This window comes from Humitalea sp. 24SJ18S-53, assembly GCF_050632385.1.
Lineage (GTDB): Bacteria > Pseudomonadota > Alphaproteobacteria > Acetobacterales > Acetobacteraceae > Humitalea.
Genome location: NZ_CP192599.1, coordinates 5,117,752 through 5,130,000, shown reverse-complemented (window position 1 = coordinate 5,130,000; position 12,249 = coordinate 5,117,752). Strand labels below are relative to the sequence as shown.

General features: G+C 64.4%; 9 protein-coding genes, 1 tRNA gene and 2 rRNA genes (1 of these 12 only partly in view). 5 read left to right on the top strand and 7 right to left on the bottom strand.

What is annotated here, in order from left to right; genetic code table 11:
* The 3 genes from ACQW02_RS24595 to ACQW02_RS24585 form a co-directional block, all read left to right on the top strand.
* A 23S ribosomal RNA gene (locus ACQW02_RS24595) occupies positions 1–1,859 on the top strand; it begins 879 nt to the left of the window's first position.
* Positions 1,860–1,956: 97 nt separating this feature from the next.
* Positions 1,957–2,071: ribosomal RNA gene (rrf, locus tag ACQW02_RS24590) — 5S ribosomal RNA — on the top strand.
* A 54-nt stretch (positions 2,072–2,125) separates the two neighbouring features.
* Positions 2,126–2,199 (top strand) — tRNA-Met (locus tag ACQW02_RS24585).
* Positions 2,200–2,738: 539 nt separating this feature from the next.
* On the opposite strand, the gene ACQW02_RS24580 is transcribed toward ACQW02_RS24585, so the two are convergent.
* The 7 genes from ACQW02_RS24580 to ACQW02_RS24550 all read right to left on the bottom strand — a co-directional run bounded on the left by ACQW02_RS24580 (position 2,739) and on the right by ACQW02_RS24550 (position 9,694).
* A complete protein-coding gene (locus ACQW02_RS24580) occupies positions 2,739–3,386 on the bottom strand; it encodes an iron chelate uptake ABC transporter family permease subunit (RefSeq protein ID WP_431282549.1) in 648 nt (215 codons plus the stop codon).
* Positions 3,374–4,486: an ABC transporter substrate-binding protein gene (locus ACQW02_RS24575; protein WP_431282548.1), complete on the bottom strand. Its 1,113-nt coding sequence runs from the start codon at positions 4,484–4,486 to the stop codon at positions 3,374–3,376. Before ACQW02_RS24575 ends, ACQW02_RS24580 begins: the two co-directional genes overlap by 13 nt.
* Positions 4,487–4,614: 128 nt before the next feature.
* A complete protein-coding gene (locus tag ACQW02_RS24570; RefSeq protein WP_431282547.1) occupies positions 4,615–4,992 on the bottom strand; it encodes a hypothetical protein in 378 nt (125 codons plus the stop codon).
* Positions 4,993–5,184: 192 nt separating this feature from the next.
* Positions 5,185–6,066 carry a Hint domain-containing protein gene (locus ACQW02_RS24565; RefSeq protein ID WP_431282546.1) on the bottom strand — a complete coding sequence of 294 codons (882 nt, stop codon included), beginning with the start codon at positions 6,064–6,066 and terminating at the stop codon, positions 5,185–5,187.
* Between the two features lie 289 nt (positions 6,067–6,355).
* On the bottom strand, positions 6,356–6,937 hold the full coding sequence (locus ACQW02_RS24560) for a hypothetical protein (RefSeq protein ID WP_431282545.1): 582 nt from the start codon (positions 6,935–6,937) through the stop codon (positions 6,356–6,358).
* A 28-nt stretch (positions 6,938–6,965) separates the two neighbouring features.
* Positions 6,966–7,970 (bottom strand): HAD family hydrolase, encoded by a 1,005-nt coding sequence (locus ACQW02_RS24555; protein WP_431282544.1) that lies wholly within the window; start codon positions 7,968–7,970, stop codon positions 6,966–6,968.
* A gap of 104 nt (positions 7,971–8,074) precedes the next feature.
* Complete coding sequence (locus ACQW02_RS24550; RefSeq protein ID WP_431282543.1) at positions 8,075–9,694, bottom strand: arylsulfatase; 1,620 nt, start codon at positions 9,692–9,694, stop codon at positions 8,075–8,077.
* A gap of 202 nt (positions 9,695–9,896) precedes the next feature.
* On the opposite strand from ACQW02_RS24550, the gene ACQW02_RS24545 reads away from it, so the two are divergent.
* Complete coding sequence (locus ACQW02_RS24545) at positions 9,897–10,868, top strand: LysR family transcriptional regulator (protein WP_431282542.1); 972 nt, start codon at positions 9,897–9,899, stop codon at positions 10,866–10,868.
* A gap of 415 nt (positions 10,869–11,283) precedes the next feature.
* Entirely contained in the window at positions 11,284–12,180 is an 897-nt protein-coding gene (locus ACQW02_RS24540) for a Hint domain-containing protein (protein WP_431282541.1), read from the top strand.
* Positions 12,181–12,249 lie beyond the last annotated feature (69 nt).

Here is a 12,249-nt window from a genome sequence, read left to right as displayed (position 1 = left end):
CCAAACCCAACCGAACTCCGAATGCCGGTGAGTATAGCGCGGCAGACAGACAGTGGGTGCTAAGGTCCATTGTCGAGAGGGAAACAGCCCAGACCACCAGCTAAGGTCCCCAAATAGTGGCTAAGTGGGAAAGCATGTGAGACGGCCAAAACAACCAGGAGGTTGGCTTAGAAGCAGCCATCCTTTAAAGAAAGCGTAATAGCTCACTGGTCTAATAGCTGTTTTGCGGCGAAAATGTAACGGGGCTCAAGCCACTTACCGAAGCTGTGGGTGTGCAGAAATGCATGCGGTAGCGGAGCGTTCCCTAAGCCGTTGAAGGTGTATCGTGAGGTATGCTGGAGGTATGGGAAGTGCGAATGCGGACATGAGTAGCGACAAGGAGAGTGAGAAACTCTCCCGCCGGAAGTCCAAGGGTTCCTGCGCAAGGCTAATCCGCGCAGGGTGAGCCGGCCCCTAAGGCGAGGGCGACAGCCGTAGTCGATGGGAATCAGGTGAATATTCCTGAGCCTGCCAGATGTGACGACCGTGAAGGTTCGTATCTCCTTATTGGATTGGAGGTGCTGCTGGATTGGTCCGGGAAATAGCACTGGCATTTGACCGTACCCTAAACCGACACAGGTGGACTGGTAGAGCATACCAAGGCGCTTGAGAGAACCATGCTGAAGGAACTAGGCAAATTGCTCGCGTAACTTCGGGATAAGCGAGACCCATGCTTGCGCAAGCAGGTGTGGGTGGCACAGAGCAGGGGGTAGCGACTGTTTAGTAAAAACACAGGGCTCTGCGAAATCGAGAGATGACGTATAGGGTCTGACGCCTGCCCGGTGCCGGAAGGTTAAGGGGAGATGTGCAAGCATCGAACCGAAGCCCCGGTAAACGGCGGCCGTAACTATAACGGTCCTAAGGTAGCGAAATTCCTTGTCGGGTAAGTTCCGACCTGCACGAATGGCGTAACGACTTCCCCACTGTCTCCAGCATGGGCTCAGCGAAATTGAATTCCCCGTGAAGATGCGGGGTACCCGTGGTCAGACGGAAAGACCCTATGAACCTTTACTGCAACTTCGCAGTGGCGCCAGGAAAGGGCTGTGTAGGATAGGTGGGAGGCTTTGAAGCCGGGGCGCTAGCTTTGGTGGAGCCATCCTTGAAATACCACCCTGCGCTTTTCTGGCGTCTAACCGAGCCCAGTTATCCTGGGTCGGGACCCTGCGTGGTGGGCAGTTTGACTGGGGCGGTCGCCTCCTAAATCGTAACGGAGGCGCGCGATGGTGGGCTCAGACCGGTCGGACATCGGTTGTTGAGTGCAATGGCACAAGCCCGCCTGACTGTGAGCGCGACAGCGCGAACAGAGACGAAAGTCGGCCATAGTGATCCGGTGGTCCCGCATGGAAGGGCCATCGCTCAACGGATAAAAGGTACTCTAGGGATAACAGGCTGATCTCCCCCAAGAGTCCACATCGACGGGGAGGTTTGGCACCTCGATGTCGGCTCATCGCATCCCGGGGCTGGAGCAGGTCCCAAGGGTTCGGCTGTTCGCCGATTAAAGCGGTACGTGAGCTGGGTTTAGAACGTCGTGAGACAGTTCGGTCCCTATCTGCCATGGGTGTAGGAGGCTTGCGAGGATCTGTCCCTAGTACGAGAGGACCGGGATGGACGTACCTCTGGTGAACCGGTTGTCACGCCAGTGGCATGGCCGGGTAGCTAAGTACGGACGGGATAACCGCTGAAGGCATCTAAGCGGGAAACCCCCCTCTAGACTATGCTTCCCCAAGGGCCGTGGAAGACCACCACGTTGATAGGCCGCATGTGTACGTGCAGTAATGCACTCAGCTAAGCGGTCCTAATCGCCCGACAGACTCACACTTCTTTCGTCATCGCAGTGGTCGCAAGACCACGCCGCACGCAGCACCAAACCGACACTCTCCAATCTCACCAGATGTTTGCAAGGTTCCGGCTCGGTGACCTGGTGGTTATCGCGAGGCTGCTACACCCGATCCCATCCCGAACTCGGCCGTGAAACGCCTTTGCGCCTATGATACTGTGCCTCAAGGCACGGGAAAGTCGGTCGCCGCCAGGTCACCACGCCGGATCTTTGCAGATACCTCTCCCATACCATCACAAATCACCCTGGCGCGGGGTGGAGCAGCCCGGTAGCTCGTCAGGCTCATAACCTGAAGGTCACAGGTTCAAATCCTGTCCCCGCATCACCCTTGATTTGCACCCAGAACGCCCCGGCAACAACGCCGGGGCGTTCTGCGTTTGTGGCACCATCCGCTAAGGCCAAGATGGCGCCCAGGGCGCCGCGAACCTCAATCCGAAGCACGCCGTTCTCCGGCACCAGGCGGATCGTCTCGACCAGGCTGCGGATCAGTTCCCGTGCCTCGGCCGCGTCATCCTGCGCCAAAAGCCGGGTCAGCTCAGCCACCCGGTCGCGATAGACCTGGGCCAGGTTCGGATGAAGGCGTGGCGCAGGGACCTCAGCGGAAGCCAATTCCTTCTCAAGTTCTTTCTTGCGCACCTCGAACGCGCGCACCACCACATCGAAGCGCCGGGCCTTGGCGTCGCGTAGATGGGGACGCAGACTCAGAGGATCGGCCGGCAGGTCCTTGTCGTCGAGGTCGAAGAGTCGGTACGCCACCCGGATGATGGTGTGGGCGGCACCGGCGATCTCCTTGGCGGCCGGATGCTTGGCGCCGAGCTCGGCCTGAAGCCAGGCGACGCAGCCGCGCAGCGTGTCTGGGCGGTCACCACCGATCGGGCGGGAGAGGGGCGCCGCCCAGGCCGGTGCCTTGCGCCAGGGTAAATGGGGAGACGGCAAGGGCGGTGCATCGCCACATTCGCCGACCGGCATCGACGTCGCCGCCGGGCTCGCTGTGACGAGGGAGGGCTCCGGAATCGGTTCCGGCGCCGAGATCGTGTCCAGCGAGGCCGGTGCCGCCCAACAGCCAGACCCCGGCACATGCGAGCGCCGCGGAGGCGAAGGCGGCGAGCGGCACCGCCTGCGCCTCGGCAAGCGGCAAGGCCGCGCCGAAGACGATGACCAGCGCCGCACCAAACCCGGCGCCCGCGGAAACGCCGAGCGTATAGCTCGACGCCAGCCGGTTGTTCAGGATGGTCTGCATCACCGCCCCAGTCAGCCCGAGCGCGGCCCCCACCAGCAGCGCCATCAGCGCCACCGGCAGGCGGATGGCCCAGACGATGGCATCCACCATCGGGTCGCGCGACAGCCCGGACAGCGGTGCCGCGACGGTCGCCGGCGCCAGCATGGCCGGCCCGGTCGCGACATCGACGACAAGGCAGAGCACCAGCAGCCCGGCGCCGCTTTCCAGCACGAGGCTGCGCCTGGCCGCCAGCCTTGCCCAATCCGCCTGTGCCGCGATCACGCCCGCCACGACAGCATCCAGGTGCCGGAGAAGGGGACCGGCAGGAAACGGGCGTGATACTCGGCCAGGGCGGCGACGGGGTCCATGCCCTCGAAGGCACCGGGCCAGGCGCGGCGGGCGATGTAGAGCATCGCGGTGTCGTCGAAGAGGGTGCGGCAGAGCCCATGCTCGATCGCATGCAATTCGCCGTGGCGTATGGCGGCCAGCCCGGCCCAGCCCGGGCGCGTGGCATAGGGCGCCAGGCCGCGCCGCGCCTCCTCCGGCGTCACGTCGTGGCCGGTGCGCACGGCCTTGGGGCGGTTCAGCCAGGAGGAGGCGCCGATGTAGATATAGTCGGGGTTGGATGCGAGCACCGCCTCGGCCGCGATCGGGCCGAAATTGCCGGGCACCCGGCCCTGCGCGATATTCTGGACGCCGAGGGTTTCGAAGATCCGCCCCCACATGGTGGCGGGCGAATAGCTGTTGCCGATCACCTCCATGCCGCCCTGCCCCAGCTCCAGGTGGATTTTTGGGCGTGTGGCGCCAGCCACGCGGCCGACGCGGTCCAGGATGTCGATGTTGCGGCGGTAGCGATCGGCCAGCGCCGCCGCGCGCGCCTCGCTGCCCATGGCGGCGCCGATGGCCAGGGTGGAGGCGATGTGCCGGTCCAGGGTCTGGGCGTTGTAGTCGAAGACCAGGACGGGGATGCCGGCGGCGGCGATCTGGTTGCGCACCGTCTCCGCCGCGGTCCAGGCCCAGGCCGGCATCATCAGCAGGTCGGGGCGGAGCGAGATGACCTTCTCCGCGCTGAAGGAGCCTTCATCGGTGTTGCCGACATCGGGCATCCTGGCCAGCGCCGGGATGACGGCGCCGTAGCGGGAGAAGATCGCCGGCCGCCAACCCTCCCACACCACGCGGTTCATGCCGACCACGCGGTCCCAGCCCGCGGTGCCGGCGATGGCGGTGAATTCCTCGTAGTTGAACATCACGACGACACGTTCGGGGCGCGGCCTGATCGTGACCTCGCGCCCCAGCGCGTCGGTGATGGTGCGGTTCCGGGCGAAGGCAGGCAAGGGCAGCGCGGTAGCGCCGAAGCCGCCGCGCAGCTCCCGGCGGATGAGGATGGACATGATCTGGCTCTCCGGGTCGCAAAGACCGGACGGGCCCGCGTCTGGCGAGCGCGCCGGTCAGCGCCGGGGGTTGCCCCCCGACAGGACGGAACGCCCCGCGCCGGGACCGGCGCGGGGCGTCATGCGGTTCAGGAGAGGATAGGTGGCCCGGTGGGCGGGTAGGGCGGCGCCCGGGCGCCCAGCGGCGCGGCCACGAGGCGCGGCAGCGGCGGCAGCAGGATCGGCGCCATGCGCGGGCCCGGCACCTCGGCCACCGCCGGTAGGGCGATGCCCGGCAGGCCATGGCAGGCCAGGCAGAAGCCGGCGAAGGCGCGATCCTGATGCCGCTCGGTATCCTGCGGCTCCGCAAGGTCGAGCAGCACGAGCCCCTCGGCCGTGCAGATCTCGACATGGAAGGGCTGGTCCGCGGCCGTCAGCCGCAGGCAATGCGCCATCGCCAAGCTGCTCTGCAGGCAGAGCGCCAGGGCGAGCAGGATGCAGAACTGGCGCAGGACCCGAAGGTGCATGCCTGACTTGTAAGTGTGTTTGATTGCCACCGGCAACGCGACCTTTTCAAATCGCAGGCCGGAGGCTGCGACGACCTCCGCCATTTGGTGCGGTCGGCTTCGACGAAGGCGGCCACGTTCCGGTTGCCGGCGACGACTCGCTCGCCCTGGATTCAGGGCGGCCCTGCTTGGATTCGAAAAAGTCAGGCTCGGTCAGGCCGCGACAGCGTCACGGCCCTCTAGCACTGCAGCGCGTGCCGCGATTCTCGCACGAATTGCGACGGGAACTTGGCGATGACTCATCGTGCGGGGGTGGTCGAGTTCCTGCATCGGGCGTCCTTCGGCGGCGAACAGCGCGACGAATTCGGCAAAATTGTCGAAGCGTGCGCGGGTCACGTTGTCGATGAAGGTCTCGGTTGCGGCACCTTCGGCCAGGACGATCTCGTGGTGCTCGGTCTCGATGTGGAAGACCGTGAAGCGGTCGCCCAGCTCGGCCAGCGGAATGCGCTGGATGCTGGCGCCGTTGACCAGCGCGCCGGCCTGCACCAGCACGCCCTCGATCATCATGGCGTGGTCGGATGTCACGCGCAGGTCGCGCCGCGGCAGGTTGTCGCCCAGCGCGCCGGCGCGGATCACCACCGGGCGGCGCGCCTCTGGCATGCCAAAGATGGTCGCGACGGTCTGCTGGCCCAGCCACATCACTGGCACCGCGCGGCCATCGGCCGTCAACACCAGGTCGCCGATGGAAAGGGCTTCGACCGCGACCTCGCCATCCGGCGTGGCAATCAGCGTGCCGGCAAGGAAACAGACGACGTCGATGTCTTCCAACGTCCCGGAGTAGATCGGCGACCCGGCATCCTGGCCGCCCGGATTCAACCCCTGGCCTTCGACACGGAAGTCATAAGAGCCGGCCGCAAGCGGCGTGAAGCTCCAAGTCACCGGCTGATCAGTGGTATCGGTGCCGTTGGTGTCGACGTTCGTCACCGCCAAATCAGTCCAGGTCTCACCGTCATCATCCGAATACTGCAGAATGAGGTCTGATGTCGGGACATTTCCATCGGCGCTGTAGCTGTAGATGCCGCCCGCGATTCCCATCGGGTTGTTCAGGCCGGCAGCGTTGAAGGTGAGGGTCGTTAACGGCACGTGAAGGTCTCCTGTTCTATGGCGTGAATTCGATTGAAGACTGCGGGAGAATGCCTCGTTGAATCAACTACTAGTTGTGAAATGAATCACGAAAACAACCATGAGGGCTGAGTGGCGAAGAGTGGTTGGTAGCGTTGTAGCGACCCTTGCCGGGCCGCAGTCGAACGCGATTGCCAAGACGACATGGGGTCGATCGCCGCCATCGAACTCGCACCTCAACGGCTGAACTTCCGCCGATGTCTTAGCCGCCCCGCTGCGTTTCTAGGGCAAGCGCCTCCTGCCTCTCGACCATCTCGCGCAACCCGAGGCCCCATGATGAGATACCCTTCATGAAGGGCAGCAGCGGCACGTCCAGAAAGGTCACTTTGTCGGGGGTGAAGATGTAGAGCGCGCCAGACATCGGCGCCGGCGATCCCGGCACGAAAACCATCAGTCGGCCATCAGCGAATTCATCCATGACCAGGGCGGGGCAGAGCCCTTCCTCGATCGCCGCCAGCGCCGGGCGCATAGCGTTGCCGCTGCCGAGCGGCCCATCACCGGCAAAAGCCTTGACCAAGCGGTAGCCGGGGATGTGCTCGAACAGCACGCCTTCCAATAGGCGCCGCGCGACACGACCGCTCGCAGAACGGACCAGGATGCCGATCAGGAGACAGAGCAGGAGAAGCATCGCCACCGCGACCAGCGCAGGGTGCACGTAGCGCCCGGCCAGCGGGTCGGCCGCGTCCTGCAAGCGGCGCACAATCCCAAGCACCAGCAACACGATCGCGCCGAGCGGCAACACCACCATCGCGCCGTCGAGAAGCGCGCGTCGCAGGGCTTTCATGGTCGGATTGGTTCCATCTGCGCTGGGGTCATGGGAAGATGCGGGCCCAGTCGTTTTTCATCGAGGCCAGTTGCCATCCCCGCTGCGGCGCCTCGTCCATTGCACGCGCCAGGCGGCCGATATCGCTATCCCGGTCGTAGGCGTATTCGCGATCAGCATCGTCGTGATGGACGATCATGCCGAAGCGGCGCCCCGGCCCTTCCGTCGTGTAGCGCAGCATCTGGTAGTCGCCGTCGGAATTGCCGAAAGCGGCGATCGGGCGGGCGCCGATTTGACGCGAGATTCCGACCGGCTTGCCGGGCCCGTCATCGACGAAATCGACATGCGGTTCGCGCGTCAGCGTGATGCGGCCATCGGCCTCGCCGGGCTTCAGGGAAAAGGTGGTGCCGACAACCTGGTGCGGCGGGATGCCATACGCATCCTGCGAGATGGTCCGAACGAACTCGACCCCGCCGCCCGTGACGATGAAGGTCGCGAAGCCACGCGCGCGCAGGAAGGCCAGCACTTCCAGCATCGGCTGGTAGACCAGGGCGGTATAGGGGCGGCCCCATTTCGGATCGCGCGCGCTGGCTAGCCATTCGGCGACGACACCGCGGAAATCGTCCGGGCTGGTGCCGGCCTGGGCGGCGCCGATCAGCCGAATCAGCCCTTCCATCCCACCGGCGGCGATGGCGTGGAGGTCACCCGCGAGCGCCGCGCGGAACACCGGATCCTGCTGCCAGTCCGGATTCCCCGGGGCCAGGGCGCGGATGCGGTCGAGGATAAAGACGAGCTGCGTGTAGGCGGGCTGCTCCACCCAGAGCGTGCCGTCATTGTCGAAGACGGCGATGCGGGCGTTGGGCTGGACGAAGTCGGCCCCGCCCTCCTGTGTCACGGCACCGACGAAATCCAGCAGCGCGCGCTTACGTGGCCCGTCACGCCAGGACGGCAGAGCGTCATTGCCCTGCGCGGCGGCCAGGCCCGGCGCAAGCAGGACAGCACCTGCCAGTGCCATGGCATGGCGACGGCTGAGGGTGTGGGAATGGTCAGTCATATTGATCACCGCTGTCGCACTCACGAAACGGGCGGGCGCCTGGGGGACGCCCGCCCGCGAATCTGCCTTTCGCCACGGAGGGAATGGCGGCAGGCAGGGGACGATCAGCCGCCGCCCGCGCCAGCTTCTTCCATCTGGCGCAGGATGCCTTCCAGGTTGAAGCTGTCGGGGCGTTGCCGTGGCGGGAAGTCCTTGAAGGTCTCGTAGAACTCTCGCGCCTTGGCCTGGGCCGGGACGAAGATGAAGACGCGGTCCATCACCCAGTCGTTGTAGGTGTTGCTGGCCGAATCCGCGCGCTCGAACGGGTCCATCCGCAGGTCGAAGAGCTTGGGCACGCGCAGGGTCACGAAGGGTTCGCGCCACACGCCGAAGCCGACGCCTCGGTTTTCGAGGAAGACGACCTTCCAGCGTTCGTAGCGCATCGCGACCATCTGGCCGTCGTCGTTGAAGTAGTAGAATTCCTTGCGCGGGCCTTCCTGCGTCTGCCCGGTCAGCAACGGCAATTGGTTGTAGCCGTCCAGATGCACCTTGTAGGAATGGCCCTGGGTGGTGAAGCCGGCCAGCAGCTTGGCCTTGATGTCGGCATCGCCGGCAGCGGCGACCAGGGTCGGGAACCAGTCGAGGTTGGAGAATATCTCGTTGGTGAAGCTGCCCGGGGCGATGCGGCCCGGCCAGCGGATGGCGAAGGGCACGCGGAAGGCGCCTTCCCAATTGCTGTTCTTCTCGCTGCGGAAGGGCGTGATGCCGGCATCGGGCCAGGTGTTGAAATGCGGCCCATTGTCGGTGCCGTAGATGACGATGGTGTCGTTCGCGATGCCGAGGTCGTCGATCTTCTTGAGGATCTTCCCGACCCATTCATCGTGCTGGATCATGCCATCGGCATATTCGTTCAGCCCGGTCCGGCCGCGGAAATTGGCCGGCACATGGGTGCGGTAATGCATCCGCGTCGCGTTGCACCACAGGAACATCGGTTCGTTCGCCGCATGCTTGCGGTCCATGAAGTCCGACGCGGCGGCGAGGAACTCATCGTCCACGTTCTGCATGCGCTCCCGCGTCAGCGGGCCGGTATTCTCGATGCGCTGCGTGCCGTCCGGATTGGCGAAGGATTTGATGACGCCGCGGGGGCCGAAGCGGCGGCGGAATTCCGGGTTGCGTGGATAGTCGACGTTCTCCGGCTCTTCCTCAGCATTCAGGTGGTAGAGGTTGCCAAAGAATTCGTCGAAGCCATGCGCGGTCGGCAGGTGTTCGTCGCGATCGCCCAAATGGTTCTTGCCGAACTGCCCGGTGGCATAGCCCATGCCCTTCAACACGCGGGCGATGGTCGGATCCTCGGGCTTCATGCCGGCGGCAGCCCCTGGCAGGCCGACCTTGGACAGGCCGGTGCGTACCGTCGCCTGGCCGGTGATGAAGGCCGAACGGCCGGCGGTGCAGGATTGTTCGGCGTAATAGTCGGTGAAGGTCATGCCTTCGTTGAAGACGCGGTCGATATTGGGCGTGCGGAAGCCCATCTGGCCGCGGCTATTGGCGCTGATGTTCCAGATGCCGACGTCATCGCCCCAGATGACGATGATGTTGGGCTTGCGGCCGGAGGCTGCGGCCGGAGCCGGCGTCGGCGCCGGTGCTTGCGCCTGGGCCAGTTGCACGCCGGTGGTCGCGGCGGCGGCAACGCCCGCGGCCCCGCCCAGCAGCATGTTGCGGCGCGATGGCCGTGGTGTGTTGCTCATCAGGCGAAATCTCCCTTCAGGTGCGCAGGTCCGGCGCCGGGTCGAGGGCGACCTCACCCACATCACTGTGGTCATCGTGTCGGCACACCAACCCCTGGTTGTCTTGGGTGCGGCGCGACGCCGGTTGCGGCGTCAGTCTTGCCCAATTCCTACTCGGCGGGGATTATGCTGATTCTGCAATTTACACTTCATGGATTGGCATATGCTGGACGTCCGAGACCTTCGGATCATCCGCGCCATCGCCGACAACGGCAGCCAAGCGCGGGCGGCGCGGGTTCTGGGCATGGGCCAGCCCGCCCTCTCCCGGCTGCTGACCGCCATGGAAGCCCGTTTGCGCGGCCCGCTATTCGAACGGAGTCGATCCGGCGTGATACCGACCGACCTCTGCCGGGTCGCGCTGGCCGAGGGCGAGGAAATCCTGGAGCGCGCCAAACGGTTGAACGGCCTGCTCCTGGCCACGCGCGGCGCGCAAAAGCACGAGCTTGTGGTGATCGCCGGCCATTATGTGGCGGAAACGATCGGGCTCGTGGCCGGTGCCCGGCTGCTATCGATTCATCCGGCGCTGCGCTTGCGCATGGTGGCGACCGAATGGCCGGAAGTGCCGCGCGCCGTGCGTGAAAGGGAGGCGGCTATTGGGCTGATGGATCTGCGTGAACTCGGTGACGCGCCGGATCTGTTGGTGGAGCCACTGCGCCCTCATCCGGGCGTCTTCGTCGCCCGGGCGGGACATCCGTTGCTTGCGCAGCGTGCACTGGACCTTGCTGCCATCCTCTGCTGGCCGCTCATCTTCCCTGGTCAGATCCCGCATCGGGTGTCCGACCCGATGGCCAAGGCACGTGATTTCGCGCAGTCGGCCGGGCAGCGACATCCAGCCTACCCCGCGATGATCGTGGCAAGTCCCAGCGCGCAGCTCATCGCCGTCCGTCATTCCGATGCTGTGGCGGCGGTGACCTTGCCTGTGGCGGCCAGCCTGCTGCGTGACGGTAGCCTCGTGGCCTTGCCGTGGCGGGCGCCCTGGGTCTCCGTGCATTTTGGCATCATCCGCCCACGCGGGCAGCGGATGACCGACGCGGGGGAGGCTTATCTCGACCTTCTCCGCCAAGCGGACCAAGCGGCGCAGGCCGACGCGCGGGCAGTGTTGGCCGGCCTAGGGCTTTCTGATGAAACCGGCTGACGACATGTACGCCGCAGCAAACATCGCCATGCTTGGTTAGCACCGAGCTGAGCCCACCAGTGCGCAGCCTGCGAAGGGAAGGCGGAATTACTACGTCGGGACCCGCTTCAAAACGGGTGGCGTCCATCATTTTGCGATATAGGCAGTAATTGAGACGAAAAATCGCGATCGATCGACTGAATATACATTAAGTAGATGTCTGCTTCCGACCATCTCTGAAGATTCATTGAAACTGTGCAGTCGAAACTGTTGCACCCTTCTCGAGCACATGGCATTTGTATGTCGTAATAACATGCCGAAGTGACGGCATCGCGGCGCGTTGAAAGCGGCACGATGATTTCCGCAGGACGGGTCGTACCAGGCCGTTCGCAAAGCAACGTTCATTCCTTACCAATCCACTGGAAAGGTTCTGACAATGGCAATCTTCCCCAGCACGTTTTTCTACACGCTCACACCCGGCGGAACCAACCAGTACACAATCAATGGCCAGATCCCCAGCGGCCAAGCAGCCGCCGACGCGGGTGACGACACGTTGACGGTCAACGAGTCTGTCGCCGTGAATTTCACGACAGCCAATTCCTACGATGGAACCTACACTTATATCGGGCACGAGCCGGGTCTTGCGGGCATTGTCGCTCAGGATACGAACGGCGATTATTTTCTGTTTGCCAACAACGAGGCCTTGCCGAACCAGAACTTCAACATTCAGGCGAATGATCTGGTCGTCTGCTTCCTCACCGGCACCCTGATCGCCACGCCGGACGGAGAGCGCACCGTCGAATCCCTGGCCGCCGGCGACCTGGTTCTGACAGCCGACCTTGGGACGAGACGGGTTCGCTGGATCGGTCGGCAGACTGTTGTCGCCATGTTCACCAACCGGGTTCAATCCTATCCCGTGCGGATTGCTGCCGGCGCCCTCGGCGAGGACCTTCCTCGGCGAGACCTGTTTCTCTCGCCGTCGCATGCGCTTGTGATCGACGGGGTGCTCGTGCATGCCAGCGCCCTGATCAATGGCACCACGATCCATCAGGTGAGCAATCCAGAGCCCCGCTTTACCTTCTTCCACATTGAAACCGAGGACCACGCCGTCATTCTTGCCGAAGGCGTGCCCGCGGAGACATTCGTCGACAACGTCACACGGCGTCGCTTCGACAATTTCGCGGAGTTCGAGGCACTCTTCGGTGAATCGGACGACGTCATGATCGAGCTTGGGCTGCCGCGCGCGATGTCACCGCGCCAATTGCCGGCAGCGATCCGCGAACGGATCGCCGCCCGGGCACGGATCCTAGGGCCGGACGCCGACGCCGCCTGACCAACCCGACCTGGCGCCGCGTGGGGCGCCAGGTGACGCCGGATGGCCCCTCTACCCCCCACTCGCATC

Coding starts and splice junctions, on each gene's coding strand:
- ACQW02_RS24575 (WP_431282548.1), bottom strand. CDS start 4,486: ATGTCCATCCTCATCCGCCGGGAGCTGCGCGGCGGCTTCGGCGCTACC.
- ACQW02_RS24570 (WP_431282547.1), bottom strand. CDS start 4,992: ATGCACCTTCGGGTCCTGCGCCAGTTCTGCATCCTGCTCGCCCTGGCG.
- ACQW02_RS24565 (WP_431282546.1), bottom strand. CDS start 6,066: ATGGGAATCGCGGGCGGCATCTACAGCTACAGCGCCGATGGAAATGTC.
- ACQW02_RS24560 (WP_431282545.1), bottom strand. CDS start 6,937: ATGAAAGCCCTGCGACGCGCGCTTCTCGACGGCGCGATGGTGGTGTTG.
- ACQW02_RS24555 (WP_431282544.1), bottom strand. CDS start 7,970: ATGACTGACCATTCCCACACCCTCAGCCGTCGCCATGCCATGGCACTG.
- ACQW02_RS24550 (WP_431282543.1), bottom strand. CDS start 9,694: ATGAGCAACACACCACGGCCATCGCGCCGCAACATGCTGCTGGGCGGG.
- ACQW02_RS24545 (WP_431282542.1), top strand. CDS start 9,897: ATGCTGGACGTCCGAGACCTTCGGATCATCCGCGCCATCGCCGACAAC.
- ACQW02_RS24540 (WP_431282541.1), top strand. CDS start 11,284: ATGGCAATCTTCCCCAGCACGTTTTTCTACACGCTCACACCCGGCGGA.